Here is a 26,353-nt window from a genome sequence, read left to right as displayed (position 1 = left end):
GAGAGCTTCTTGGCGTCGGCGGCGGGGACGGCGGCCGGCTTGGCGTCGTCCTTCTTCGCCTGGGAGCCGTAGCCGCAGGAGGCGAGCCCACCGATCAGGAGCGGGAGGGCGGCAGCGGCGACGACACTGCGGCGCAGGGTCTTACGGGCGGTGGTACCGGTGGCAGGCACGGGAGGGCTTCCTCTCGGAGCGCCGTGGGGTCACGGCGCGGGTCTTCGTCTGCGGAGCGCGGGCGGGTACGGCTGGTGGGGGGTGTGGGCGCGCATGCGGTGCGCGTACGTCATCGCGCACATCGCCCCACCCCTCCCTGGCCGCTGCCGAGGTGGCCGCTGCCTACGCGGCCGCCTTCCTTGGCGAAGGTGGAGTAGATGTCGGCGGCCATGGTTTAGAAGTCCCACCCTTCGTCATCCGCCGCGACGGCCCCGGCACCGTCGGCATGGGCGGCGAAGGCCTCACCCGCCATGCCGGCCGCCAAGGTGGTGCCGTCGGCCGGGTCGATCAGCAGGAAGGATCCGGTGCGGCGCGAGTCGGCGTACGAGTCGAGCGCGAGCGGCTCCGCGGTACGCACGACGACGCGGCCGATGTCGTTGGCGACCAGCTGCCCGGGCTCCGGGTGCTGGGACAGGTCGTCCAGGGTCAGCCGCGAGGGGATCGCCTTGACGATCGCCTTGACGGTGCGCGTGGTGTGCTTGAGCAGCACCCGGGCGCCGACGGCCAGCGGCTGGTCCGCGACGTGGCACACCGTCGCCTCGACGTCCTGCGTGGTGGCCGGGGCGCTCGCCGACGGGGCGATCAGGTCACCGCGCGAGATGTCGATGTCGTCCCTCAGCCGCACCGTCACCGACTGCGGCGCCCAGGCGATGTCGACGGACTCGCCGAGCGCGTCGATGCCCTCGATGACCGAGGTGCGGCCCGACGGCAGGACGGTCACGGCCTCGCCGACGCGCAGCACGCCGGAGGCGATCTGGCCCGCGTAGCCGCGGTAGTCGGGGTGCTCGGCGGTCTGCGGCCGGATCACGTACTGGACCGGGAAGCGCGCCGGGCAGGCGGTCAGGTCGTGGCTGACCGGCACGGTCTCCAGGTGCTCCAGCACCGTCGGGCCGCCGTACCAGTCCATGTGCGCCGAGGGCTCCACGACGTTGTCACCGGCCAGGGCCGAGATCGGGATCGCGGTGATCTCCGGCACGCCGAGGTCCGAGGCGTACGCGGTGAACTCCTCGGCGATCTTCGCGAAGGCCGCCTCCTCGTAGCCGACGAGGTCCATCTTGTTGACGGCGAGGACCACGTGCGGGACGCGCAGCAGCGCCGCGACGGCCGCGTGGCGGCGGGTCTGCTCGATGACGCCGTTGCGGGCGTCGACGAGGACCACGGCCAGGTCGGCGGTGGAGGCGCCGGTGACCATGTTGCGGGTGTACTGCACGTGCCCCGGGGTGTCGGCCAGGATGAACCGGCGCCGGGCGGTGGCGAAGTAGCGGTACGCCACGTCGATGGTGATGCCCTGCTCCCGCTCGGCCCGCAGGCCGTCGGTGAGCAGCGCGAGGTCGGGGGTGTCCTGCCCGCGCTGGGCGGAGACGGCCTCGACGGCCTCCAACTGGTCGGTCAGGACCGACTTGGAGTCGTGCAGGAGCCGTCCGACCAGCGTGGACTTGCCGTCGTCGACGGAACCGGCGGTCGCGAAGCGCAGCAGCGTGGTCGCTGCCAGGTCGTCGAGCCCGGCGACCTGATCGGTGGTGGAGGTCATGTCTAGAAGTACCCTTCGCGCTTGCGGTCTTCCATCGCGGCCTCGGACATCTTGTCGTCGGCGCGGGTCGCGCCCCGTTCGGTGAGGCGGGAGGCGGCGATCTCGGTGATCACGGCGTCCAGCGTGGTGGCGTCGGAGTCGACGGCACCGGTGCAGGACATGTCACCGACGGTGCGGTAGCGGATGAGACGCTTCTCGGGCGTCTCGTCCTCCTTGGGGCCGCCCCATTCGCCGGCCGTCAGCCACATCCCGTTGCGCTTGAACACCTCGCGCTCGTGGGCGAAGTAGATCTGCGGCAGCTCGATGCCCTCGCGGGCGATGTACTGCCACACGTCCAGCTCGGTCCAGTTCGACAGCGGGAACACGCGCACGTGCTCACCGGGAGCGTGGCGGCCGTTGTAGAGCTGCCACAGCTCGGGGCGCTGGCGGCGAGGGTCCCACTGGGAGAACTCGTCGCGCAGGGAGAAGACGCGCTCCTTGGCGCGGGCCTTCTCCTCGTCGCGGCGGCCGCCGCCGAAGACGGCGTCGAACCTGAGCTTCTGGATCGCCTCGGTCAGCGGAACGGTCTGGAGGGGGTTGCGGGTGCCGTCCGGGCGCTCGCGCAGCTTGCCGGCGTCGATGTACTCCTGGACGGAGGCCACGTGCAGCCGCAGGCCGTGCTTCTCGACCGTGCGGTCGCGGTACTCCAGCACCTCGGGGAAGTTGTGACCCGTGTCGACGTGCAGCAGCGTGAACGGCACCGGCGCGGGCGCGAACGCCTTGAGCGCCAGGTGCAGCATGACGATGGAGTCCTTGCCGCCGGAGAAGAGGATCACCGGCTTTTCGAACTCGCCCGCCACCTCGCGGAAGATGTGCACGGCCTCCGATTCGAGGGCGTCGAGGTGCGACAGCGCGTAGGGAGCGTCGGTCCCTTCGTGCAGGTGGGCGACGGTCGTCATGCCAGACCCCTCTCGGTGAGCAGCGCGTACAGGGCCGAAGCCGACTCCTGGACGGACTGCGTGTGCGACTCGATCCGCAGGTCCGGGGAGTCCGGAGCCTCGTACGGGTCGTCGACCCCGGTCAGACCGGAGATCTCGCCCGCGGCCTGCTTGGCGTACAGGCCCTTCACATCGCGTTCGGAGCAGACCTCGACCGGGGTGGCCACGTGGACCTCCAGGTAGGCGGTGCCCTCGGCGGCGTGCCGCTTGGCGACGGCCTCCCGGCTGTCGGCGAACGGCGCGATCACCGGCACCAGCGCCTTGACGCCGTTGCTCGCGAGCAGTTCGGCGACGAAACCGATCCGCTGCACGTTGGTGTGCCGGTCCTCCCGGCTGAAACCCAGTCCGGCGGAGAGGAACTCGCGTATCTCGTCGCCGTCGAGGACCTCCACGCGGTGGCCCTCGGCCCGCAGCCGCTCGGCCAGCGCGTACGCGATGGTGGTCTTGCCCGCGCTCGGCAGCCCGGTCAGCCACACGGTGGCGCCCTGGTCGCTCACGCTCATCGTTCTCGTCTCCGTCGGTTCTTCGGTGTCGGTCATCAGCCGTGCAGTCCGCACTCGGTCTTCGCCCGCCCGGCCCAGCGGCCGGCCCGCGCGTCCTCGCCCTCCGCCACGCGGCGGGTGCAGGGGGCGCAGCCGACGGAGGCGTAGCCGTCCATCAGCAGCGGGTTGGTCAGCACGCCGTGCTCCGCGACGTAGGCGTCCACGTCGTCCTGCGTCCAGCGGGCGATCGGGGAGACCTTGACCTTCTGCCGCTTTTCGTCCCAGCCGACCACCGGGGTGTTCGCCCGGGTCGGGGACTCGTCGCGGCGCAGGCCCGTCGCCCACGCCTCGTAGGCGGTCAGGCCCTCTTCCAGCGGCTTGACCTTGCGCAGCGCGCAGCACAGGTCCGGGTCCCGGTCGTGCAGCTTCGGGCCGTACCGGGCGTCCTGCTCGGCGACGCTCTGGCGCGGGGTGAGGGTGATGACGTTGACGTCCATCACGGCCTGGACCGCGTCGCGGGTGCCGATGGTCTCCTCGAAGTGGTAGCCGGTGTCGAGGAAGACCACGTCCACGCCCGGGAAGGCGCGGGACGCCAGGTGGGCGACGACCGCGTCCTCCATCGAGGAGGTGACGGCGAACTTCTTCCCGAAGGTCTCGGCGGCCCAGGTGAGGATCTCCAGAGCGGAGGCGTCCTCCAGGTCGCGACCCGCCTGCTCGGCCAGCGCCTTGAGGTCCCTGGTGCCCTGTGCCGCCGTCTCCCGAGCTGTCGTCATGTCGCTTCCCCTCCAGGCTGGTTGGACTGAACGCCCCGGGCCAGCAGCCCGAGGTACCTCAGCTGGAAGGCTCGGTTGCAGGCCCTGCATTCCCAGGCGCCGTGACCCGTCTCGTGGGGAAACAGGTCCTCGTCGCCGCAGTACGGGCAGTAGAACGGTGCGGCGCGCTCGCTCACGACAGGCTCTCGTCGCTCGCGCGGCCGACCCAGGCGGCGAAGCGCTCGCCGTCCTCGCGTTCCTCCTGGAAGCGCGTGACGACCCGCTCCACGTAGTCCGGCAGGCCCGCCGAGGTGACCTTGAGGCCGCGGACCTTGCGGCCGAAACCGGCTTCCAGGCCGAGCGCGCCGCCGAGGTGCACCTGGTAGCCCTCGACCTGGTTGCCGTCCTCGTCCAGGACCAGTTGCCCCTTGAGACCGATGTCCGCCACCTGGATACGGGCGCACGCGTTCGGGCAGCCGTTGATGTTGATGGTGATCGGCTCGGCGAAGTCCGGCAGGCGGCGCTCCAGTTCGTCGATCAGCGAGGCGCCGCGGGCCTTCGTCTCCACGATGGCCAGCTTGCAGAACTCGATGCCGGTGCAGGCCATCGTGCCGCGGCGGAACGGGGACGGCTTGACCCGCAGGTCCAGCGCCTCCAGGGCCTCGACCACGGACTCGACCCGGTCCTCCTCGATGTCCAGCACGATCATCTTCTGCTCTGCGGTGGTGCGCAGGCGGCCGGAGCCGTGCTGCTCGGCCACGTCCGCGATCTTGGTCAGGGTGGCGCCGTCGACCCGGCCGACGCGGGGCGCGAAGCCCACGTAGAACCGACCGTCCTGCTGGCGGTGCACGCCGACGTGGTCACGCCACTGGCCGGTGGGCTGCTCGGGCGCCGGGCCGTCGGTGAGCTCGCGCTTCAGGTACTCGTCCTCCAGCACCTGGCGGAACTTGGCCGCACCCCAGTCGGCGACGAGGAACTTCAAGCGGGCGCGGGTGCGCAGCCGGCGGTAGCCGTAGTCGCGGAAGATCGAGATGACACCCTCGTAGACGTCCGGGACCTCGTCCAGCGAGACCCAGGTGCCCAGGCGCACGCCCAGCTTGGGGTTGGTCGAGAGGCCGCCGCCGACCCAGACGTCGAAACCGGGGCCGTGCTCGGGGTGGTTCACGCCCACGAAGGCGATGTCGTTGATCTCGTGCGCCACGTCGAGCAGCGGCGAGCCGGAGACGGCGGACTTGAACTTGCGGGGCAGGTTGGAGAAGGCCGGGTTGCCGACGATGCGGCGGTAGATCTCTTCGATGGCGGGCGTGCCGTCGATGATCTCGTCCTGGGCGATGCCGGCGACGGGCGAGCCGAGGATGACGCGGGGCGTGTCACCGCAGGCCTCGGTGGTGGAGAGGCCGACGGCCTCCAGCCGGCGCCAGATCTCCGGGACGTCCTCGATCCGGATCCAGTGGTACTGCACGTTCTGCCGGTCCGTGAGGTCGGCGGTGCCGCGGGCGAACTCCTCGGAGATCTCGCCGATGACGCGCAGCTGCTCGGTGGTCAGCCGGCCGCCGTCGATGCGGACGCGCAGCATGAAGTACTTGTCGTCCAGCTCCTCCGGCTCCAGGATCGCGGTCTTGCCGCCGTCGATCCCGGGCTTGCGCTGGGTGTAGAGGCCCCACCAGCGCATGCGGCCGCGCAGGTCGTTGGGGTCGATCGAGTCGAAGCCGGTCTTGGAGTAGATCGTCTCGATGCGTGTCCGCACATTGAGACCGTCGTCGTCCTTTTTGAACTGCTCGTTGCCGTTGAGGGGAGTGTGGTGTCCGACGGCCCACTGGCCCTCACCGCGGTGACGGCCGGTCTTGCGGCGCGCGGCTGCGGGCGTTTCGGGGGTGGCGGCCATGGCGGTACGTCCTTCTTCGGCGGCTCAAGGCGAGGGCAGGGGGAGCGGCGGCGTGACCCCCGCACGCGGAGCAGGTGTGGCTGATGGCCGCGCCATGGCCGGTTGTGCCGGCGAGCAGGGCGGATTTCAGCCGTCAGGGGGCTTGTGGAGGCCGTACGGCCCCGGGGTCGACGCGTCCGCGGCAGCGGGGACGGCGGCGATGTGCGGCGGTTGCTGGTTCCGTCAGCGCGCCGGACAGATGGCGCTGGACATGCGGCCGAGGTCGACGTGCCGCCGACTCACCAAGGCAATTCCAGCTCCATTCATGGCGGAAGCGTGGCATGGGCCGATTGGAGGAGTCCACTACTGTCCACGATTCGGACGATGTGGTCTCGAATCGTGGAATGACGTGACGTGGGTCACGTTGGCCGGCTCCGGAACCTCGGCGCCCGTTTCCGGTCACCGCGACGGCGAAACCGCCGGCCGGGGCGTTTCGGGCGCGACGGACCGGAAGGGCGCCGAAGTCTCGACACCGGCCGCCGCGGGCCCGTCCTCCTGGAGTCTCTCGAGCTCCGGGCCCCCGGGGGACGGGGCGGGCACGTAGGGGGGCAGGACGGCGCCCGGCGGCTGCGCGGCTCCGAAATCGCTGGAGATCACCCCGGCCGTCATGACCAGCGGGGGCTGAGGGCGCGGCACGTGGACCACGGCCTTCCACCTGCCGTTGCGCCGGTCGACCTCGGCGAGGGCGGCCGGCCAGCTCGAACGCTCATCGGGCCGTCGGACCAACGCGAAGACCGTCGAACCGGCGTCGAGCCCTGTGACCGTTCCCTCGAAGTCGACGAGGACGGCCGGCGCGGGCGCGGCGGGATCGTCGTGCTCCCGGGTCAGCTGGATGCCCACCACGGGCCCTGTCACCGGAGGAGGGGGGGTCGGTGAGGCGGTGGCCGGAGAAGGGGTGGGCGCGGGGTGCGGCTCCCCTGGTGTCCGGGCGATGAGCGCCACGACGACCGCGGCCACGGCGGTGATCAGGGTGCCCAGCAGGCCCTGCCAGCTGTACAGGCGGGCGAGCAACCCGGCTCGACGGCCGGGGTCGGAGGGACGCCGCTGCGCACCCCCGGAGGGCTCGCCGTCCTCGTCGGCCGGCTCTGGTGGACGTGCGGCACTCATGACCCTCGCCTACGTTCGACGGAGGTCCAGCATGCGCCCGTGCGGGGACAGCCGCCGCGGCGCCACGCCGACGCGCGCGCGTACCCACCGGTCAGGGGCTACGCCCCCGGCCAGGGGCCCGGGGTCGGGGTCGGCTGCTTCTCCTCCGTCTCCGTCTTGAAGAGCTTGAAGCCCCGGCGCAGGTAGTTGTCCATCGCCGTCGGGCCGTCCTGGCTGCAGGTGTGCAGCCACACCCGGCGCGTGGGCGCCAGATCCGGCCACCGCCGTGCGAGGTCCCACGCGCGGGCCGTGCCGACCGACAGCAGGTGGCCCCCGATGCCGCGGCCGCGGAAGTCCGGCAGGAGACCGAAGTAGACGATCTCCACCACGCCGTCCGGCTGCGGGTCGAGCTCGACGTAGCCCGCCGGCGTACCGCGGTCGTACGCCACCCACGTCTCCACTCCCGGCCGCCCCAGGTGCTCCACCCACTCGGCGCGGGTCAGCGAAAGCCGGTCGGTCCAGTGGATGTCCCCGCCCACCGAGGCGTAGAGGAACCGGCTGAACTCGGGCGAGGGGACCTCCGCCCGGGCGACCGTTGTCTCCGGCCCGGGGACGGCCGCCGGTACGAGGTCTTGCGGCGAGGTCATTTCCAGGGACCAGGTGGTCAGCGTGATGGTGCTCATCAGGTCAGGGAATCACATGACCTGCCGGGGCCCCCAGCCACCCGCCCGGCCCAGCCGGGCCCGCACCACCGCGGGCGCCGTGGAATGGGGGAGCAGCTCCGCCGGGACCGCCGGGCGGATCAGCTCCACCTCCACGTCCCGCGCGAAGCGGTACGGCCGGTGCGTCAGCACCCCGGCGAGGTTGCGGCGCACCCGGGACATCTCGGCGCGCACCGTCACCGTCCGGCTCGGGTCCCCGAACAGCTCGGCCGCCAGCTCCGCCGCCGAGCGCCCGCGCGGGCTCTCCGCCAGCAGGAACAGCAGCTCGGCGTGGCGCGGACTCAGCTCCAGCGACCAGCTGCCCGCGGCCCCGTACACGGTCGCCGACCACGACCCGGCCCGGCTCAGGTCCAGGACCACCCGGCTCGCGGCCCCGCTGCCGGTACGCGCATCCTCGATCCGCAGCAGCCAGCCGCCCGGCAGCGGTTCCACCGCGCAGTGGCCCAGCTGCGGCACCCACACCCGCCCCGGCCCGAACCCCTTCGGCAGCGGAACCCGGTCCGCCGGGGCCAGCCCCGTCGCCGCCGCCGTCCAGCCCTGCGGGTCCACGGCCAGCGCCCGCCCCGGCAGCCGCGCCAGCAGCGGCGCCGCGACGGTCCGCAGCCGCTCCAGGGACTCCAGGTGCCGGATCCGCAGCTCCCGCTCGGCGAGCCGGGCCACCGAGGTCACCCAGGCCAGCGTCGCCGGGTGCATGGTGGCCAGCGGGCCGCTGACGTCGACCACGCCCAGCAGCCGGCCGTCCCTGGGGTCGCGCACGGGGGCCCCGGCGCAGGTCCAGTCGTGGTGGCTGGAGACGAAGTGCTCCGCCGAGAACACCTGGACCGGCCTGCGGGTCACCAGGGAGGTGCCGACCCCGTTGGTGCCGACCACCGCCTCGGCCCAGTCGGCGCCCACCGCGAAGCCCAGCCGGTCGGCTCGGCGCAGGATCGAGGAGTGCCCCTCCCGCCACAGCAGCCGTCCGTCCGCGTCGGCGACGACCATGATGTGCAGGGCCTCGTCCAGCGCGGGCAACAGGCCCTCGCGCAGTACCGGGAGGATCTCCCGCAGCGGCGAGACCTGCCGGCGCTCCTCGGTCTCGGCCGCCGACAGCAGCCGCGAGCGTGCGTCGCGGTCCGGGTGGACCCCGCCGGCCAGCATCCGCCGCCAGGACTCGGCGATCTCCGGGCGCGGGGCGGCCGGAAGGCGGTCACCGGCCAGCGCCGCCGCCCGTACGCCCTTGAGCAGACGCGCCGCCTCCCGCGCGTCCATGGCGGAGATGCGCGCCACATCGACGGTGCTGCCTGCGGTGTCGGCCACCGGAACCTCCCCGTGGTCAGTCAAGGAGCTGACTGCGTGACTCGTTCGACCGGTTACTGGTTCGACTGGTTCCAGAGGCGAAGGGTTGCAACCGTATGCAACCCTCGCCAACCTCCGGTCGCCCGACCGAAACTATCGGGACGCCGCCGAGCGGCGTGACAGCTCCTTCCTCGGGGCTTCTCGGACCAGGGGCGGCGCCGAGTCGGCGCGGCGCCGCCCCCGGTCTCGGGTCAACGGGCGCGGGTCCCGGCACGGGGCGGTTTGGGGACCGTTTCCGGCCAGCGATCCGGGCCCGTGCACCGCCCGCTGCCCTCAGCCGGCGATCCGGGCCGGTGCGCTGCCCGTTCTCAGCCGGCGATCCGGGCCCGTTCCACTACCGCTCCCAGGCCCAGGCTGTGCGGCAGCGTCCCGAAGGCCGCCCCCCAGTCACCGCCGAGGCGCGAGGCGCAGAACGCGTCCGCCACCTCCGCCGGGGCCCACCGCACCAGCAGCGACCCCTGGAGCACCAGCGCCATGCGCTCCACCACCCGCCGGGCACGCGCTTCGATCCCTTCCAGGTCCGCGAGGTCCGTAAGCAGGTCCTTGACGGCCGAATCCAGCCGGTGATCGGCGCCCCGGGCCAGCCCCACCTCCTGGAGGAACGCATTCAGCGCCTGCGGCTCCCTCTGGAGGGCGCGCAGCACGTCCAGGGCCTGGACGTTGCCCGACCCCTCCCAGATCGAGTTGAGCGGGGACTCGCGCAGCAGGCGCGGCAGCCCCGATTCCTCGACGTAACCGTTGCCGCCCAGGCACTCCAGCGCCTCCGCCACCATCGGCGTGCACCGTTTGGTCACCCAGTACTTGGCCGCCGGCACCGCCAGGCGCAGGAACGCCCGCTCCTGCTCCGTACCGGCGTCGTACGCGGCCGCCAGGCGCAGCGTCAGCACCGTCGCGGCCTCCGACTCCAGGGCCAGGTCGGCCAGGACGTTGCGCATCAGCGGCTGCTCGATGAGCCGGCTCCCGAAAGCCGAGCGGTGCTCCGCGTGGTGGACGGCCTGCGTCAGCGCCTGGCGCATCAGCGAGGCCGAACCGATCACACAGTCCAGCCGGGTCGCCGCGACCATCTCGATGATGGTCCGCACGCCCCGCCCCTCCTCGCCGACCCGCTGCCCCCACGTCCCGTCGAACTCCACCTCGCTCGAAGCGTTCGACTTGTTGCCCAGCTTGTCCTTGAGCCGCTGGATCGCGAAGACGTTGCGCGTGCCGTCCGCCAGTACGCGGGGCACCAGGAAGCAGCTCAGCCCACCGGGGGCCTGCGCCAGCACCAGGAAGCCGTCGGACATCGGCGCGGAGCAGAACCACTTGTGCCCGGTCAGCAGGTACTCGCCGGACGCGTCCAGCGGTTTGGCCACCGTCGTGTTCGCCCGTACGTCGCTGCCGCCCTGCTTCTCCGTCATGCCCATGCCGAACAGCACGCCGGCCTTCTGCCCCGGAGGCCGCAACCCCTCCTCGTACACGTGCGAGGTCAGCCGCGGCTCCCACTCGGCGGCCAGTGCCGGGTCCGTACGCAGCGCCGGGACCGCCGCGTGCGTCATCGACACCGGGCAGCCGTGCCCCGACTCGGCTTGCGACCACAGGAAGAACCCCGCCGCGCGGCGCAGGTGCCCGGCCGGGCGGCCCCACGCGTCGGTGAGCCCGGAGGTCACCGCGTGCCCCAGCAGCCGGTGCCACGCCGGGTGGAACTCGACCTCGTCGATCCGGTTCCCGTAACGGTCGTGCGTGCGCAGCTCGGGCGGGTGCGCGTTCGCCTGCACGCCCCAGAGCTGCGCCTGCTCCGAGCCGGTCGCACGACCCAGGGAGGTGAGCTCGTCCCGTACCTCGGCCGACAGCGCGGGCGGCGCGTCGGCCAGGTGCCGCTCGACGCCCTCCGACAGGGCCCGGTCGCCGGAGTAGGCGTCGTAGCCCACGAGGGGCGGAGCCTGATTGGTCACTGTGTGGGTGGTGGCTGCCATGCGGATACCGTAAGGACGTGCAGCCAGCAAAAGAAACACCCGAGCGGATCCCAGGGCGGCCGGGACGGCTCCACCGGGCCCGCGCGCTCTACCGCAACGTGTCCAAGCGCAAGATGGGCTGGCTGCTGCTCAAGGACACCGTCAACTCGTGCGTCGAGTACCGCATCCTGGGTCTGGCCGCCGAAGCGGCCTTCTTCACCCTCCTCTCGCTCCCGCCGCTCTTCGTCGGCCTCCTCGGCCTCCTCGGCTACGTGGACGGCTGGACGGGCGGCACGTTCGTGGCCAGCATCGAGGAGAACATCCTGCGGGCGGTCGGCACCGTCCTGTCCGACCGGGGCGTCAACGAGATCGCGAGACCGATGCTTGACGACGTGACCCGCGGCGGCCGCCCCGACCTCATCTCGATCGGCTTCGCCTTCGCCCTGTGGTCGGGATCGCGAGCCGTCAACGTCTTCATCGACACCATCACGGTGATGTACGGCCTCGACGGGCAGCGCGGCATCGTCAAGACCCGGCTGCTGGCGTTCCTGCTGTACGTGGTCGCCCTCCTGATCGGCGCGATCGTCCTGCCCCTGATGGTCGCCGGTCCCGACGCCGTGGTGCGGTGGGTGCCCTGGAGCACGGAAGTGATCGCGGTGCTCTACTGGCCGACCGTCACGCTGCTCTCGATCGTCTTCCTGACGACGCTTTACCACGTCTCCGTCCCCGTGCGGTCCCCGTGGATCGAGGACGTGCCGGGCGCGCTCGTGGCCCTGGCCATGTGGGTGCTCGGCTCGTTCCTGCTGCGGATCTACCTGACCAGCACCGTCGAGGGACCGACGATCTACGGGTCCCTGGCCGCGCCCGTGGCCGTGCTGCTGTGGATCGGCGTCTCGGCGTTCGCCGTGCTCGTCGGAGCGGCCGTCAACGCCGCCATCGACCGGGTCTGGCCCTCGCTGGCGACGGCGGCGGCGCGCGAGGCGAACGAGCGGGTGCGGGAGGCGGAGGCCGCCCAGCTGATCGCGCGGGCGGCGGCCTGGCGTGCGCTGGCCGAGGGGGAGTCCGAGGACGACGAGGACGGGGGGATGCCCTCGGAGTTCCCCGAGCGCTGGTCGAACTTCCTGCCCCCTGACGACTATTCCGCGCGCCTGCGCAAGCACTGACGCCGGCCGCCTTCCGGCTCCTTTGCGAACGGGCCGGAAAACCGTTGGCGTTGGCCGCGGCGGCGTTGTTACCTTGGGCCCGTTCCCGCCCGCCGCCGCCCGGCAGGCCGGTCGGGGACGGCCAGTTCGTGCATGACCCGGAGGTGAGTCCATTGATGACTGTCGTGACGCAGGGCGCTGCCCGCACCCACAAGACCGTCAATGACACCTCCGTGGCCTCCGGCTGACCCCATACCTCTGCGCGCGCCGCCGAGCGCGCGCGGCCGGGGCCACCCTGTGAAGGGTTCCCCTTGTCTTTTCCCGCTTCCGATTCCTCTTCTTCCAACTCCCCCGCGCACGCCCTCGCCGCCATCGGCTGGGACGACGCGTGGGCGGCCGAATTCGCCCCGTACGAGGCCCAGGGCCTGCTGCCCGGCCGGGTCGTACGGGTCGACCGGGGCCAGTGCGACGTCGTGACCGCGCAGGGCACCGTCCGCGCCGACACCGCTTTCGTCACTCCGCACGACCCGCTGCGGGTCATCTGTACGGGTGACTGGGCCGCCGTCGAGCCGGCCGGCAACCCCCGCTACGTGAAGGCGTACCTGCCGCGCCGGACCGCCTTCGTGCGGTCCACCTCCTCGCAGCGCTCCGAGGGGCAGATCCTCGCCGCGAACGTCGACCACGCCGTCATCGCGGTCTCGCTCGCGGTGGAACTCGACCTGGGCCGGATCGAGCGCTTCCTGGCGCTCGCCTGGGAGTCGGGGGCGCAGCCGCTGGTCGTCCTGACCAAGGCGGACCTCGTACCGGACCCGGTGGTGCTCGCCCACCTGGTCCAGGACGTGGAAACCACCGCCCCGGGCGTGCAGGTGCTGACGGTGTGCTCCCTGACGGGGGAGGGGACGGACGTACTGGCCGCGGTGGTCTCGGGCGGCACGAGCGTGCTGCTGGGCGTCTCCGGGGCCGGGAAGTCGACCCTGGCCAACGCGCTGCTCGGCGCGGAGGTGATGGAGGTCCAGGCGGCCCGGGAGACGGACGGCAAGGGCCGCCACACCACGACGACGCGCAACCTGCTGGCGCTGCCCGGCGGGGGCGTGCTGATCGACACCCCGGGGCTGCGGGGCGTCGGGTTGTGGGACGCGGAGGCGGGGGTCGGGCAGGTGTTCTCGGAGATCGAGGACCACGCCGCCGACTGCCGTTTCCACGACTGCGCGCACGTCGCGGAGCCGGGGTGCGCGGTGCTGGCGGCGGTGGAGTCCGGGGCGCTGGCGCAGCGGCGGCTGGAGAGCTACCGGAAGCTGCTGCGGGAGAACCAGCGGATCGTGGCCAAGACCGACGCGCGGCTCCGGTCGGAGCTCCGGCGTGACTGGCGTCTGAAGTCGGCCGAGGGCCGGGCCAACCACGCCGCGAAGCGGGGCGGCCGGCTCTGACCGGGGCGTCGGGCGGGGCCCCTCGACGCCGCCCCGCGGCCGGCTTCTCCCCGGCCCCACCGGGCCCGGCCCGGCCCGGGGCTTCGCCCGTGCCCGGCCGGCTGCGCCGGATTCGCCCCGGTCGCGCCGGCTTCGCCCCGGTCGCGCGGGGGTTGGGCCGGTCGGCCCGTGTCGTCTGCCGGCGTCCGGCCGTGGGCTTCGGGCCCGGCTGCGGCTGTGCCGGGGCTTCGCCCGGCGTCTCCTGGCAGCTCTGGCTGCGCCGGCTTCGCCCCGGCCGCGCGGGGGTTGGGCCGGTCGGCCCGTGTCGTCTGCCGGCGTCCGGCCGTGGCCGTGGGCTGCGGGGACGCCCGCGTTTCGGGGCGGGTCCGGTTGCTCCGGGGTCGGGGCGCTTCGGGCGCGCCGCGTCCTGGGGGTCAGGCGTCGGCTGGGGCGAGGCCCCAGGTGATGACGCGGGTCGGGTGGATGCGGATGACCTCCGGGCTGAAATGCGGGCCCAGGGCGTGGGTGCCGACCTCCAACGTGGCGTGGCCGCGGATCTCGATGCCGCGCACGCGCCACGGACGCGTGCTCACCAGGTCGTCGACGACCAGCGACAGCCGCGGGTTCGCCTGGAGGTTGCGCCACTTCTTCGTCGTGCCCATCGCCGTCCCGCCGACGAGGAGCGTTCCGTCCTCCTGCGGGAAGAACCCCACCGGGTTCGCCTGCGGCTGCCCGGCCGGGTCCACCGTCGCCAGCCGGCCCAGGCGCTGGGACCGCAGGTACGACAGTTCGGCCTCGCTGAAACCATTGAACCCCGTTGTCGTCATACCGGCAGCCTCCCACCTACGCCCCCAGCACCACGCCCACCCACGCCGCCGTCACCATCAGGCACGCCAGCAGTTCCACCAGCACGCTCGTCCCGACCGCCCGCATCACCACCCGCACCGACGCCCGCGCCTGCCCGGAGGACCCAAGGCGCAGGCGCTCGCTCAGGTAGACGCCGCCCACGAAACCCGGGACGGCTCCCACCACCGGGACCAGTACGAAGCCCAGCAGGGCCCCCGCGCCCGCGTACACGACCATCCGGCGGTGGACCCCCGCCCCGCGCAGCCGGCGCGGTGGCAGCAGCCAGATCACCACCTGCACCACCAGCAGCAACCCCGTCGACGCCACCAGCAGGACCCACGCCGCCGACGAGCGCTCGTGCAGCGCCCACCACAGCACCCCGGCCCACACCAGCCAGGTCCCCGGGACGCCCGGCACCATCACCCCCAGCAGCCCGAGCAGCAAAACCAGCCCCACCAGGAGCAGCTGAGGCAGATCCATCTGCCCAGCGTGACCGAACCGGCCCTACCGGGCCACCCAGCCCCGTTCGTACGCGTACCACCCCAGTTGCAGCCGCGTCGTGACCCCCGCCAGTTCCATCAGGCCCTTCACCCGGCGCTGCACCGTGCGCAGCCCCAGTTCCAGGTGCTTCGCCACGCTCGCGTCCGTCATCCCCGCCAGCAGCAGGCTGAGGATCTCCAGGTCGGTGGCGTCCGGGGTGTCGAGGGACTGCTCCGCCGAGCCCGTCGCCCCCAGCCGCAGTGGCAGGGACTCCCGCCACACCGCCTCGAACAGGCCCGCCAGTGACTCCAGCAGCCCCGACGCGTGCACGACGAGCGCCGTCGGTTCCGCGCCCGGCGCCGTCAGCGGCACCATCGCCAGGCTCCGGTCCGCGATCACCAGCTTCGTCGGCACCCGCGGCGTCACCCGGACGTGCTCACCCCGCGCCAGCGCCGTCGTGGCCTCGCGGATCCCGGTCGGCTGGGTCAGTACCTCCCGCTCGATGACGACCCGGTAGGCGACGCCCCGTACGACGGCCCGCTCCTCCGCCTCGTTCTCCGCGCCCGTCACCACCTCCGGGCGGCTGTCGACCAGAGCGCACACCTCTTCCACCGCCCCCAGTTGGAGCTGCACGAAGCGGTGGGCGACCGCACTCGCGCCCGTCACCACCTCCACCAGGTCGTGCACCGCCGGCTCGGCGGCCTCCGCCCGGTACTCCTGCGCCAGCAGCGTCGCCGCCAGCTCCGCCCGCTCCAGCTCGTGCCGCTGCTGGGTCAGCAGCGCGCCCAGCGCCACCCCGGGCGGGGCCGCAACCCAGCGCCCCGGCCGGGCCGAGGACTGCGCCGCCAGGCCGTGGCGTTCCAGGTGCCGCAGCGCCCCTTCGGTCTGCCGCACGGGAAGCGACAGCCGGTGCGCGAGATCGGGCACCTCCGCAGCGCCCAGCGCCACCAGCACGCGGTACGCCGACTCCTGGCCCTCGTCCAGGCCTATCGCCCCCAGCAACCCGTCCACCCACCCACCCCTTCGTACCGTTCCTGGCGGGAAGCGGCCACGGCGCGAACCCGCCGCGGACATCATCGCCGCACCCCCCGGCCCTCTGCCAAGGTGGGGGGCACCGAAGCAGGACATCCGCAGGCCACGAGCCCACGCCGAGCGGGAGCCCGCCGTCGCCACCGAGGCGGAAAGACGGTCGCGGCAGCGCCCGCAACCCCGGACGGTCGAACGGAGCGGCGGAATGCGCCGTTCTGTACGACGGGAACGCGAGGGGTCCACCGGGCGGCGGCCCGGTGGGCCTCTTTCGTGCATTCGGCGTTTTCCGCCCCCGCGGGCGGCCGAGAATAGCGGCATGAGTCAGCGGCGCGCGGACGACTGGTGGCAGAAGCTCTACGAGGACCAGGGCGCGGGACCCGAGCCCGACCCGGAGGACACGCTGGACCACCGCTTCCACTCGGCGGTGGTACTGGTGAAGGACGGCGAGGACCCCGCCGCGGCGCCGGACCCGCCGGGCCCGCTGCTGCCCGGACAGCGCCGCGAGGCGGAAGCCGGGCCACCGGCCGAGGAGCCGCCGCCCGACCCGCGCCGGGCCGGGCCGACCGGCTACGCCCTGGGCGAGGTCACGGTGCCGCCCCTCCCGCCGGAGCCGCCCGCCGTGGGGCTGCCGCTGCGGCGCCGGAGCGCGCCGGCCGCCGACACCCCGGCCGCGCCCCCGCCGGCCGGACCCGCAGCCCCCGAGGCGCCACCCCGGCCCGTCGCCGCACCGCCGGACCACGACCCGGCCGGCCGGCCCGACGTACGGCACCTCGGGGACCGGGCCCCGACCTACGCGGCCGAGCCGGGCGCGCTGCCCGAGGCCGACCCGGCCGGGCTGGGCGACGTCACCCCCGACACCGTCCTGGAGGGCGCCCGCTACGGCACCTACACCCTGCGCGCCGCCTCGCTGCGCGGGGACTCCGCCCGGTTCCGCGGCGAAGCCCGCCGGGACTTCCTGCTGACCGCCCGCTTCGGCAGCGGCGACGACGCCCTGGTCCTCGTGGCGCTGGCGGGCGGCGACCGGGCCGCGCCCGGGGCCCGGGAGGCCGCGGCCGAGCTGTGCCACTCCGTCGCGGCGGCCGTCGGGCGGAGCCGGCAGCGGCTGGCCGAGGACATCCGGGCCGGCAGTCGCGAGGCCCTGCGCTCCGGGCTCCAGCGGCTCACCGACCGGGGCTACGGCCGGCTGCGGGCCCACGCGGCGGAACTGGGGCTGGCGGAGGAGGGCTACACCGCCGGGCTGCGGGGACTGCTGCTCCCGGTGGACCCGCAGTGCCGCACCCGGGTGTGCTTCGGCGCGGGCGCCGGCGGGTTCTTCCGGCTGCGGGGCGGCCAGTGGCAGGACCTGGAGCCCGAGGGCACCGAGCACCCTCCGGTGGACGCGGCCGGCGGCTTCCGCTTCCGCGCCTCCGTGGCCCGGCCCGGCGACACCCTGCTGCTCTGCTCGGGTGGTCTCGCGGCTCCCATGCGCGAGGAGGGGCTGCTCCCGGCCGAGCTGGCCGCGCGCTGGTCACAGGCTGAGCCGCCCGGCCTCGCGGCGTTCCTCGCGGACGCCCAGCTACGCCTCAAGGGTTACGCCGACGACCGGACGGCCGCCGCGGTCTGGGAGGCGTAACCCGGCGGTTCGTGCGTGGATGGAAGCCGCACCCGGCAGAGCCCAACCGGAGAGGGCGCACCTTCCATGGCCAAGCAGAACGTTGCGGAGCAGTTCGTCGACATCCTCGTACGCGCGGGCGTGCGGCGGATGTACGGGGTCGTGGGCGACAGCCTGAACCCGGTCGTGGACGCGATCCGCCGGACCGGCGGCATCGATTGGATCCAGGTCCGCCACGAGGAGACGGCCGCCTTCGCCGCCGGAGCCGAGGCCCAGATCACCGGCCGGCTCGCCGCCTGCGCCGGGTCCTGCGGTCCCGGAAACCTGCACCTGATCAACGGCCTGTACGACGCCCACCGCTCGATGGCCCCGGTGCTCGCGCTGGCCTCGCACATCCCTTCGAGCGAGATCGGGCTGGGGTATTTCCAGGAGACACACCCCGACCGGCTGTTCACCGAGTGCAGCCACTACAGCGAGCTGATCTCGAACCCCAAGCAGATGCCCCGGGTGCTGCAGAGCGCCATCCAGCACGCCGTCGGCCGCAGTGGTGTCGGCGTCATTTCACTGCCAGGAGACATCGCCTCCCTCCCCGCCCCGGAGAAGACGGTGGAGCACGCCCTGGTCACAGCGCGGCCGACGGTACGGCCCGGGGACGGCGAGATCGAGAAACTGGTCCGGCTGATCGACGAGGCGGACCGGGTCACCCTGTTCTGCGGCAGCGGCACCGCCGGGGCGCACGCCGAGGTCATGGAGTTCGCCGAGCGGGTGAAAGCCCCGGTCGGGCACGCCCTGCGCGGTAAGGAATTCATTCAATACGACAACAAGTTCGATGTCGGGATGAGCGGGCTGCTCGGCTACGGCGCCGCCTACGAAGCCACCCACGAGTGCGACCTGCTGATCCTGCTCGGCACCGACTTTCCGTACAACGCCTTCCTCCCCGACGACGTGAAGATCGTCCAGGTGGACATCCGCCCCGAACACCTCGGCCGCCGTTCACAGTTGGACCTGGCCGTCTGGGGCGACGTACGGGAGACCCTGCGGGTGCTGAACACCCGGGTGCGCGCCAAGACGGACCGCCGTTTCCTGGACCGGATGCTCAAGAAGCACGCGGACGCGCTGGAGGGCGTCGTCAAGGCGTACACGCGCAAGGTGGAGAAGCACACCCCCATCCACCCCGAGTACGTCGCCGCCGTCCTCGACGAAGTGGCGGACGACGACGCCGTCTTCACCGTGGACACGGGCATGTGCAACGTGTGGGCGGCACGCTATCTTTCCCCGAACGGCAAGCGGCGCATCATCGGCTCCTTCAGTCACGGCTCCATGGCGAACGCCCTTCCGCAGGCCATCGGCGCACAGTTCACCGACCGCGGCCGTCAAGTGGTGTCGATGTCGGGTGACGGCGGGTTCTCGATGCTGATGGGAGATTTCCTCACCCTGGTGCAGTACGAGCTGCCCGTCAAAGTGGTCCTGTTCAACAACTCGTCCCTCGGAATGGTCGAGCTGGAAATGATGGTTTCCGGCCTGCCCGCCTACGGAACCACGAACCGGAACCCGGATTTCTCCGCCATCGCCCGCGCGGCCGGCGCCTACGCCGTACGCGTGGAGAAGCCCAAGCAGCTCACAGGGGCTTTGAAGGACGCCTTCCGGCACAAGGGGCCTGCTCTGGTGGACATCGTGACCGACCCCAACGCCCTGTCGATTCCACCCAAGATCAGGGCCGAAATGGTGACGGGTTTCGCCCTTTCCGCCAGCAAGATCGTGCTGGACGGAGGAGTGGGCCGGATGGTTCAGATGGCGCGATCCAACCTGCGCAACCTGCCGCGTCCCTGAGCCCGCAGGAGTGCGGATTGCCCCGGGGGGCATGCATCCCGTAGACCTGTTCGAGAGTGCGGGTCGATTCGGAAAGGCGACACGGGGGAGGTACATCGCCGTGCGGGTGGGGGCGAAGACCGTAAAGCAGTGGAGAAGGGGGCGGCCGGTGCCGCGCGAGCCGTCCGTCGAGGGCGGCGGGGCGGTGGACACGCCGGAGATAGTGCACAGCGTCCGCCGGGCGGACTTGAAGGCCGTGGGGGAGGTCCGCAGGTCCCTGCGGGAGCTGATGCGCCACCGGTGCCGGGCGGAGGCCACCGAGGTGGCCGAGCTGCTGATCACCGAACTCGTCACCAACGCCCTCGTCCACACCGAACAGGGCGCGGAGGTGTCCGCGTGCATCGCCGACACCCGGCTGCGGGTCGAGGTCCGCGACTACGCCGCCCGCCGTCCCCGTCCGCACGTACCGACCGCCGACGACGGTACGCACGGCAGGGGGCTGGTCCTGGTGGAGACGCTGGCCGACGACTGGGGCGTGGACGCGCTCGTCCCCGGAGCGGGCAAGGTGGTCTGGTTCGAACTCGACGCATGAGGGCCGGCCCGGCCGCGCCCAAGCGCTTCCGGACCGGCCCTGCGGTCGTACCCGATCAGCCGAACTGCTGTTCAAGGTCCTTGAGTTTGCGTTCCAGTGAGTCGAGCCGGGGAATCGTCTGGGTGTCGTCCTCGGCGGTGAGGTCAACCGTGCGGGGACCGGCCGGATCAGCGGACTCGGTTCCGTTCACGGCCTGCAGGGAGGGCCGGCGTCGCAGGGGCAGCTGCTCCGCTTCCGATATGGCCGGCTCCGCGCCGACCGGCGCGGAGCCCGACCCGGGGGCCAGCCCCGGCAGTTCGACCTGGCGGCCGCGCGAACGCCCGAACGCCCTGTTCTGCCGGCCCAGCGCCTTGATGCGCGCCCGGTCCAGCCGGTTCTGATCGCGCCTGCGGTGCCGGTCCTGCTCCTTCTCGCGCTTGTCCTCCCGCACTTCGTCCACGGCCTCGTCGAGGGTGCGGACGCCCTCCAGCAGCATGAGCGACCACGCGCCGAAGGTCTCCCGGGGCGCCCGCATCCAGCGGACCATCCGGATCTGCGGCAACGGCCTCGGGATCAGGCCCTGTTCGCGCAGCGCGGCCCGGCGGGTCTGCTTGAGGGCGCGGTCGAACAGGACGGCCGCCGAGAGCGACATACCCGCGAAGAACTGCGGTGCGCCGTCGTGGCCGCTGCCGCGGGGGGCGTGCACCCAGTTGAACCAGGCCGCCGCGCCCGCGAACAGCCAGACCAGCATGCGCGAGCCGAGCGCCGCGTCGCCGTGGCTCGCCTCGCGGACCGCGAGCACCGAGCAGAACATGGCGGCGCCGTCGAGACCGAAGGGGACGAGGTACTCCCAGCCCCCGGACAGGTTCAGGTTCTGCCGGCCGAAGCCGACCAGCCCGTGGAAGGAGAGCGCGGCGGCGACGGCCGCACAGCAGAACAGCAGGACGTACGAGGCCGTGCCGTAGACGGCCTCCTTGCGCCGGCGCCGCTCCTCGCTGCGCTCCCACGTGTCCTCGGCCGCGGCCTTCTCGCTCTCGCGCTTGCCCCGGGCCAGTACCGCCACTGCCGCAAGCACGCCCAGGATCAACAGGCCGCCGGGCAGCAGCCAGTCCAGCGATATGTCGGTCAGTCTCATGCGGATGTCCTTGCCTCGCGAATGCGGCGTTCCGGCGCCATAGTGGCGCAGCCGGCCGGCCGTGCATGCGGGTTTCCGGGCAAGAGGACGCCTTCGGGGGGTGGCGCGCGCCGGATAGGGTGTTGTGGTTCGAACTGACGCGCATAGATGAGGAGTTTCGTTCGAATCGACATCACCCGCAAGGGTGGGTTGATGGGACGGGGGCACACGTGCGGGGTGCTCGGTGCTGCGAGGGTTACGGGGTGACGCGGTTACGAGGCGAGGACGCCGTCGGCCGTCGCCGCGAGGCGAGTGATGCGGTCCGCGTCGCAGGTGCGGGGGCAGGTCAGGCAGGTGTCTTCGGGGCGGATCGTGTAGAAGAGGCAGCAGCCGGCCCGGTCGCGGGTGGGCAGCGGGGAGCCGTCGGGGCGCGTGAGCGTACGGAAACCCGCGCCCGCCGGGTAGGGCGCGGTCGAGCCGGGCAGCAGCGCCTCCAGCTCGGCCCTGGCCCGCTCCTCCTCGCCGAGCAACTGGCCGACGTACCAGAGGCCCTCGACGACCTCGTCGGTCACCATCCCCCACAGGGCGCGGCGGCCGCGCCGCATGCGGGGGCCGAAACCTTCCAGCACGGGCCCGAGGTGCTCGGCCACCGCGTCCCGCACTTCCCGGCGCAGGGCGTCTTCGTCCGGGACGACCCGGGCTCCGGGGGAACCGGCCGCCGGGTCGTCGGGGAGGCAGGCGAAACCGTCGAGCCGGACGGCGAGGCGGCCCGTGGTGCGGTGGAACGCCACCGCGGCCAGGCGCGGGACGCGGCGGTGCGTGAACCACGGGACGGTGACCAGGAGGCAGGCGGGCCAGGCGTAGCGGTGGAAGCCGAAGCCGGCGACGACGTCGGGCCGGCCGGGGCGTCCGTAGTCGCGCAGCACCTGGGCGGTGTCCCAGGCGAGGTGGGCGTCGAGGCCCGGACCGCCGGTGGCGAGCTCGTCGGAGCCGGTCCACCCCGGCCCGCGGGGGAGCGGCTCGTGGGTGTCGAGCGCGGTGATTTCGAGCGCGGGGTAGACCTCGGCCAGGCGTCGGTAGGCGGCTGTGACGGCCGGGGTCTGGAGGGGCATGGCGGCACACCGATCGCTGATCGTTACAAGGTAAGCCTTACCTTACTGGATCGGTGCGGGTGGCGCGTCGGGGGCTGCGCCGGGCGTGTCACCTATTCTCGGAGCAGGTCGAGACCCGGAGGAGGACCGCATGCACGGAACGGCCCACGACCGGGTGCCGGCCGAGGAGACGATCCAGGTGGTTCCCGCGCAGAAGGCGCCGAGCGCGCGGCAGGCGCGGCAGGTGCGGCGGCATTCGGTGCGCGGGCAGGTGCTGGACGCGCTGCGCGCCGCGCTGGTCGACGGCGAGCTGGTGCCCGGGGAGATCTACTCGGGACCGGCGCTGGGGGAGCGGTTCGGGGTCTCCGCGACCCCCGTGCGCGAGGCGATGCAGCAGCTGGCGCTGGAAGGGGCGGTGGAGTGCCTCCCGAACCGGGGGTTCCGGGTGCTGAGCCGCAGCCCGCAGGGGCTGGCGGAACTGGCGGAGGTACGGGCGCTGCTGGAGGTTCCGGTGATGCTGCGGCTGGCGCGGGACGTTCCGGCGTCGGCATGGGCGGAGCTGCGGCCGGTGGCCGCGGCGACGGGGGAGGCGGCGCGGGCCGGTGACCTCGCGGCGTACGGGGAGGCGGACCGGGCGTTCCACCGGGCGGTGCTTTCGCTGGCGGGGAACGACCAGCTGGTGCGGCTGGCGGAGGAACTGCACCGCCGGGCGATGCTGCCACTGCCGGGCGCTCCGCGGGTTCGGCGGGCGCAGCTGGTGGCGGATGCGGCGGAGCACGGGGCGTTGCTGGAAGCGTTGATCGCCGGCGAGGTCGGCGTGGTCGAAGCCCTGGTCCGGGACCACTTCACGGGCGCCGACGCCTAACGCCCCCGCGGACCCGCCCGGGTTCCGGGCCGGCTCGCGGACCTGTCCGTGTGCGGCGCCGCGCGCGAAGCCTGCCGGCTGCGCCGGGCTCCCCACCCGGGGCTCCGCCCAGTGTCCGGGGCTGAGGCCTGACGCCCCGGCGGGCCCCGTCCGGGTTCCCGGGCACCGGCGGACCCGTCGGTGTGCGGCACCGCTGTGCTAGGCGTGCCGTCCGCCCCGCACCCGCACCCCGCGCCGCACTGCTGCGCGGAGCGTCCCCCGCTGTGTCGGGCTCCCCACCCGGGGCTCCGCCCAGTGTCCGGGGCTGAGGCCTGACGCCCCGGCGGGCCCCGTCCGGGTTCCCGGGCTCCGGCGGACCCGTCGGTGTGCGGCACCGCTGTGCTAGGCGTGCCGTCCGCCCCCACCCGCACCCCGCGCCGCACTGCTGCGCGGAGCGTCCCCCGCTGTGTCGGGCTTCGGTGGATTCGCCCAGTGTCCGGAGCCGACGCCCAACGCCCCCGCGGACCTGTCCGTGTGCGGCGCCGCGCGGGAAGCCTGCCGGCTGCGCCGGGTTCCCCGGAACCCAGTCCCGCAACACCCGCGCCGGGCTGGGGCCCTCGCGGGCCCGTCGGTGTGCGGCGGCGCTGCGCGAGCGCCCCGGCGGTGGCGGAGCCCCCCCGGGGGCGCGGGAAAGCGGGGCCAGGGTCAGGCCGGGGTGGGGTGGAGTTGGTCCGCCAGCCAGGTCGGGATGCCGCCCAGGAGGTGGAACAGGCGGCGGGCTTCCGCGCGCAGGCGGGCGGCTTCCGGTTCCGGTTCGGCTTCGGCCAGCGCTGCCAGCGCCGGGGCCGTGCCGATCAGGAAGCCGAGTTCCTCACGGATGCGCAGGGACTCCGCGAAGCCGTCCCTGGCCTCCGCCACCTCCCCGTCCCGCAGGGAGAGCGCTGCCAGGTGCCGCCACGTGAACGACAGGAGCAGGGTGTCCCCCTGGGTCAACGCCCCGGCATGCGCCCGGTGGTAGGCCGGCCGGGCCGCCTCCGGGGCGTCCGCCAGGTGTTCGGCGACCAGGCCACGCCTGAAGTCCAGCAGCGGCCGCGTCCGGGACCCGAGGGGCAGCAGCGCCGCCGCCCGCCCCAGCGCCGACCGCGCCTCGTCCGAGCGGTCCCGGACCCCGAGAACCGTGGCCGCGTACGCCAATTGGCCCCGCTCGCACGCCGCCGCGCCCCGCTCGTCGTCCTCCTGGGCCACCGCCTCCGCGATCCGCAGGGCGTCCTCCGCCTCCGCCCAGCCCTGGCCCGTGAACAGGCAGCGCTCGACCAGCAGCGCGGTCCGCTGCACGGCGGCCCGCGCACTGCCCGCGTGCGGCGTCAGCAGGGCCGCCGCGTCGGTCCAACAGCCGCGCGAACGCAGCCGCCATATCGCCCGCTGGAGGGGGTCGTCGCCCCCCGTCGATCCCGCACCGGACATGGCGGTATCCGCCACATTGCCCTCCCCGAAGCAATCGAGCAGCACGTCGTTGAGCCCTGGGGCGAAATGAGAGCACGGATCGGCGGCTCCGGCCAAGGGGTCGGGTGAACTCTTTCACAAAGTCCGGACGGCTCGTCAGCCGTCGCCCCGGCCCCCTGGCGCGTTTCGTTCGGCGGCCGCCCGGCGGTTCGGCGGCCACGGCTCAGCTCATGCGCAGTGCCAGGAAGAAGTCGAGCTTGTCCTCCAGCCGGGAGAGGTCACGCGACGTCAACTGCTCGATTCGCCCGACCCGGTAGCGCAGGGTGTTGACGTGCAGGTGCAGCCGGGTCGCGCACCTGGTCCAGGAGCCGTCGCAGTCCAAGAACGCCTCCAGGGTCGGGATCAGCTCGGCCCGGTGGCGCCGGTCGTAGTCCCGCAGCGGGTCCAGCAGCCGCGCCGTGAAGGCGCGCCGGACGTCGTCCGGGACGAACGGCAGCAGCAGGACGTGCGAGGCGAGCTCGTGGTGGCCGGCGGCGCACACCCGTCCGGGGCGGGCGGCGGCGACCCGGCGGGCGTGCCGGGCCTCCTCCAGCGCCCCGCGCAGCCCCTCGGCGGAGTGCACGGCCGCGCTGACGCCCAGCGTGAGCCTCCCGTCGTCGGCCAGGCCGGCGGCGAGGGGCTCCCGTACGGAGGCCAGCAGCTCGTCGGCGTGCAGCGCCCGGGCGGGGCCCTTGTCCTCGCCGGACTCCCCGGGCTCCCCCGGAAGCGCGGGCAGCGGTACGAGCGCGATCGCCTCGTCACCCGCATGGGCCACCGCGATCCGGTCGGACGGCTCCGGCCCCGACAGCGACGGGTCGACCAGGATCTCCTCCAGCAGCGACTGGGCCACCGGGCCGCCGGGGATGTCCCCGTTGTCCCAGTCCACCCGGGCCACGACCACCTGCCAGTGCGGGGCCGCCGCCAGCCCGGGCAGCAGCACCGGCGCGGCCACCCGCAGGCGGGCCGCGATTTCCGCCGGCGGGGCACCCGTCTGGACCAGCTCCAGCACCTCCTGCGCCAGTCGCCGGCGCACCGTGCGGGCCGCGTCCCGCCGGTCCCGCTCGACGGCGATCAGCTGGGTGACGCCCTGGAGCAGGTCGAGCCGCTCGGCGGGCCAGTCGCCCGCGTCGGCCTCGACGGCGAGCAGCCAGTCGGAGAGCACGCTCTCGCGCACGTCACGGCTGACGGCGCCGGGGCCGCGCCCGTGTCCCCTGATCGGGAACAGGGAGTAGGTAATACCCTGGAGCGAGATCCGGTGGGGCCCCCTGCGGCCCGTCCGGACCGCCGCGAGGTGCTCGCTCGCCAGTGCCGCGCAGACGCCCGGTGCCAGCGGCTCGCCCGCCCCGGCGATCTGCCGGCCGGTCGGCGAGAGCACCCAGGCCCGGAGATCGAGGTCCGTGGTGAGCAGATCCAGCACCACGTCGGGGCCGCCACCGGCCGGACCCGATGTCATCAGGCGGCGGTGCCGGTCGACGACGGCCGCCAGGTCCCCCGCGCGCTCCCCGGAGACCTGCCGCACCACGTATTCGGTGATGGTGGCGAACGCCACGTCTTCGTTCACGGCGAACAGCGGCAGCCGGTTGCGCAGACAGGCCGAGACCAGGTCGTCGGGGATGTCCCCCAGCTCCGCCTCGCCCGCCGCGAGGCCGGCGACACCCGCGCTCGCGAGGATTCGTACGAATGGCTCGGAGTCGGCTGAATTCTTTCGCCATGCCAGGCCGGTCAGGACAAGTTCGCCTCCGGAGAGGTATCGGCTGGGATCCCTCAGGTCGGTCGTCATGACCCCGCGGACCGTCCGGTCGAGTTCTTCCTCGCCGCCCAGCAGCCGCAGCCCCAGCGCCTCGGTTTCCAGCAGTGCGCGCAGCCGCATGATGTCGCCGCCGATCTGTCTCGATGTTGCCGTTGGAAAACGGGCAGGTCGTCGCATCCTGCCTTTCATACGAATCTACAAGACGAGGGAGGCCGTCAGCCAACTCCTTCATGGTTTCGGTGACTGCA

The 26,353-nt window shown here is 73.2% G+C and carries 24 protein-coding genes; 6 read left to right on the top strand and 18 right to left on the bottom strand.

The annotated features are described in order from the left end of the window. Nucleotides 1-385: 385 nt before the first annotated feature. The 11 genes from IE207_RS30695 to IE207_RS30655 form a co-directional block, all read right to left on the bottom strand. A complete protein-coding gene (locus IE207_RS30695; protein ID WP_190187608.1) occupies nucleotides 386-1,741 on the bottom strand; it encodes a sulfate adenylyltransferase subunit 1 in 1,356 nt (451 codons plus the stop codon). 2 nt (nucleotides 1,742-1,743) lie between these two features. After that, complete coding sequence (gene cysD / locus IE207_RS30690; RefSeq protein ID WP_190187607.1) at nucleotides 1,744-2,679, bottom strand: sulfate adenylyltransferase subunit CysD; 936 nt, start codon at nucleotides 2,677-2,679, stop codon at nucleotides 1,744-1,746. Further along, nucleotides 2,676-3,221: an adenylyl-sulfate kinase gene (cysC, locus tag IE207_RS30685; protein ID WP_190187606.1), complete on the bottom strand. Its 546-nt coding sequence runs from the start codon at nucleotides 3,219-3,221 to the stop codon at nucleotides 2,676-2,678. The genes cysD and cysC overlap by 4 nt, the downstream gene beginning before the upstream one ends. A gap of 35 nt (nucleotides 3,222-3,256) precedes the next feature. Continuing rightward, nucleotides 3,257-3,973, bottom strand: a complete 717-nt coding sequence (locus IE207_RS30680) for a phosphoadenylyl-sulfate reductase (protein WP_190187605.1) — start codon at nucleotides 3,971-3,973, stop codon at nucleotides 3,257-3,259. Beyond that, nucleotides 3,970-4,149, bottom strand: a complete 180-nt coding sequence (locus tag IE207_RS33575; protein WP_229874166.1) for a hypothetical protein — start codon at nucleotides 4,147-4,149, stop codon at nucleotides 3,970-3,972. The genes IE207_RS30680 and IE207_RS33575 overlap by 4 nt, the downstream gene beginning before the upstream one ends. Continuing rightward, a complete protein-coding gene (locus tag IE207_RS30675) occupies nucleotides 4,146-5,837 on the bottom strand; it encodes a nitrite/sulfite reductase (protein ID WP_190187604.1) in 1,692 nt (563 codons plus the stop codon). The genes IE207_RS33575 and IE207_RS30675 overlap by 4 nt, the downstream gene beginning before the upstream one ends. A 222-nt stretch (nucleotides 5,838-6,059) precedes the next feature. Continuing rightward, nucleotides 6,060-6,143 (bottom strand): putative leader peptide, encoded by an 84-nt coding sequence (locus tag IE207_RS34250; RefSeq protein ID WP_312847410.1) that lies wholly within the window; start codon nucleotides 6,141-6,143, stop codon nucleotides 6,060-6,062. A 132-nt stretch (nucleotides 6,144-6,275) separates the two neighbouring features. Then, complete coding sequence (locus IE207_RS30670; RefSeq protein WP_190187603.1) at nucleotides 6,276-6,983, bottom strand: hypothetical protein; 708 nt, start codon at nucleotides 6,981-6,983, stop codon at nucleotides 6,276-6,278. 98 nt (nucleotides 6,984-7,081) lie between these two features. Beyond that, nucleotides 7,082-7,645, bottom strand: a complete 564-nt coding sequence (locus tag IE207_RS30665; protein ID WP_190187602.1) for a GNAT family N-acetyltransferase — start codon at nucleotides 7,643-7,645, stop codon at nucleotides 7,082-7,084. A gap of 12 nt (nucleotides 7,646-7,657) precedes the next feature. Beyond that, a complete protein-coding gene (locus tag IE207_RS30660) occupies nucleotides 7,658-8,932 on the bottom strand; it encodes a GAF domain-containing protein (RefSeq protein ID WP_190187612.1) in 1,275 nt (424 codons plus the stop codon). 395 nt (nucleotides 8,933-9,327) lie between these two features. Next, nucleotides 9,328-10,971, bottom strand: a complete 1,644-nt coding sequence (locus IE207_RS30655; protein WP_190187601.1) for an acyl-CoA dehydrogenase family protein — start codon at nucleotides 10,969-10,971, stop codon at nucleotides 9,328-9,330. A gap of 17 nt (nucleotides 10,972-10,988) precedes the next feature. On the opposite strand from IE207_RS30655, the gene IE207_RS30650 reads away from it, so the two are divergent. Both IE207_RS30650 and rsgA read left to right on the top strand, forming a co-directional pair. Beyond that, a complete protein-coding gene (locus IE207_RS30650; RefSeq protein WP_190187600.1) occupies nucleotides 10,989-12,113 on the top strand; it encodes a YihY/virulence factor BrkB family protein in 1,125 nt (374 codons plus the stop codon). Between the two features lie 290 nt (nucleotides 12,114-12,403). After that, nucleotides 12,404-13,519 carry a ribosome small subunit-dependent GTPase A gene (rsgA, locus tag IE207_RS30645; protein WP_190187599.1) on the top strand — a complete coding sequence of 372 codons (1,116 nt, stop codon included), beginning with the start codon at nucleotides 12,404-12,406 and terminating at the stop codon, nucleotides 13,517-13,519. Between the two features lie 413 nt (nucleotides 13,520-13,932). On the opposite strand, the gene IE207_RS30640 is transcribed toward rsgA, so the two are convergent. Genes IE207_RS30640 through IE207_RS30630 form a run of 3 tightly spaced genes read right to left on the bottom strand, consistent with a single transcriptional unit; the run spans nucleotide 13,933 to nucleotide 15,826 of the window. Continuing rightward, nucleotides 13,933-14,325: a PPOX class F420-dependent oxidoreductase gene (locus IE207_RS30640; protein WP_190187598.1), complete on the bottom strand. Its 393-nt coding sequence runs from the start codon at nucleotides 14,323-14,325 to the stop codon at nucleotides 13,933-13,935. A gap of 16 nt (nucleotides 14,326-14,341) precedes the next feature. Continuing rightward, nucleotides 14,342-14,824 (bottom strand): DUF456 domain-containing protein, encoded by a 483-nt coding sequence (locus IE207_RS30635; RefSeq protein ID WP_190187597.1) that lies wholly within the window; start codon nucleotides 14,822-14,824, stop codon nucleotides 14,342-14,344. A 24-nt stretch (nucleotides 14,825-14,848) separates the two neighbouring features. After that, complete coding sequence (locus tag IE207_RS30630) at nucleotides 14,849-15,826, bottom strand: helix-turn-helix domain-containing protein (RefSeq protein ID WP_190187611.1); 978 nt, start codon at nucleotides 15,824-15,826, stop codon at nucleotides 14,849-14,851. 343 nt (nucleotides 15,827-16,169) lie between these two features. On the opposite strand from IE207_RS30630, the gene IE207_RS30625 reads away from it, so the two are divergent. From IE207_RS30625 to IE207_RS30615, 3 genes are all read left to right on the top strand, one after another. Then, entirely contained in the window at nucleotides 16,170-17,465 is a 1,296-nt protein-coding gene (locus tag IE207_RS30625; RefSeq protein ID WP_229874165.1) for a protein phosphatase 2C domain-containing protein, read from the top strand. A 66-nt stretch (nucleotides 17,466-17,531) separates the two neighbouring features. Next, entirely contained in the window at nucleotides 17,532-19,274 is a 1,743-nt protein-coding gene (locus tag IE207_RS30620) for a pyruvate dehydrogenase (RefSeq protein WP_190187595.1), read from the top strand. Nucleotides 19,275-19,422: 148 nt separating this feature from the next. Then, a complete protein-coding gene (locus IE207_RS30615) occupies nucleotides 19,423-19,845 on the top strand; it encodes an ATP-binding protein (protein ID WP_373304795.1) in 423 nt (140 codons plus the stop codon). Between the two features lie 55 nt (nucleotides 19,846-19,900). Here IE207_RS30615 and IE207_RS30610 read toward each other — a convergent pair whose 3' ends face one another. After that, the gene (locus tag IE207_RS30610; RefSeq protein ID WP_190187593.1) at nucleotides 19,901-20,959 is read right to left on the bottom strand and encodes a DUF2637 domain-containing protein; all 1,059 of its coding nucleotides are present in this window, start codon (nucleotides 20,957-20,959) and stop codon (nucleotides 19,901-19,903) included. A 251-nt stretch (nucleotides 20,960-21,210) separates the two neighbouring features. Beyond that, nucleotides 21,211-22,050: a (2Fe-2S)-binding protein gene (locus IE207_RS30605; protein ID WP_190187592.1), complete on the bottom strand. Its 840-nt coding sequence runs from the start codon at nucleotides 22,048-22,050 to the stop codon at nucleotides 21,211-21,213. 130 nt (nucleotides 22,051-22,180) lie between these two features. Here IE207_RS30605 and IE207_RS30600 point away from each other — a divergent pair, with 130 nt between their 5' ends. Beyond that, nucleotides 22,181-22,894 (top strand): GntR family transcriptional regulator, encoded by a 714-nt coding sequence (locus IE207_RS30600; protein WP_190187591.1) that lies wholly within the window; start codon nucleotides 22,181-22,183, stop codon nucleotides 22,892-22,894. Between the two features lie 684 nt (nucleotides 22,895-23,578). On the opposite strand, the gene IE207_RS30595 is transcribed toward IE207_RS30600, so the two are convergent. Both IE207_RS30595 and IE207_RS30590 read right to left on the bottom strand, forming a co-directional pair. Further along, entirely contained in the window at nucleotides 23,579-24,337 is a 759-nt protein-coding gene (locus IE207_RS30595; protein WP_190187590.1) for a hypothetical protein, read from the bottom strand. Between the two features lie 202 nt (nucleotides 24,338-24,539). After that, nucleotides 24,540-26,225 (bottom strand): PucR family transcriptional regulator, encoded by a 1,686-nt coding sequence (locus IE207_RS30590; protein ID WP_190187589.1) that lies wholly within the window; start codon nucleotides 26,223-26,225, stop codon nucleotides 24,540-24,542. Nucleotides 26,226-26,353 lie beyond the last annotated feature (128 nt).

Source organism: Streptomyces cirratus (assembly GCF_014650775.1).
Classification (GTDB): domain Bacteria; phylum Actinomycetota; class Actinomycetes; order Streptomycetales; family Streptomycetaceae; genus Streptomyces; species Streptomyces cirratus.
The sequence above is the reverse complement of the archived record's forward strand: the minus strand, read 5'-3'. Positions and strand labels throughout refer to the sequence as shown.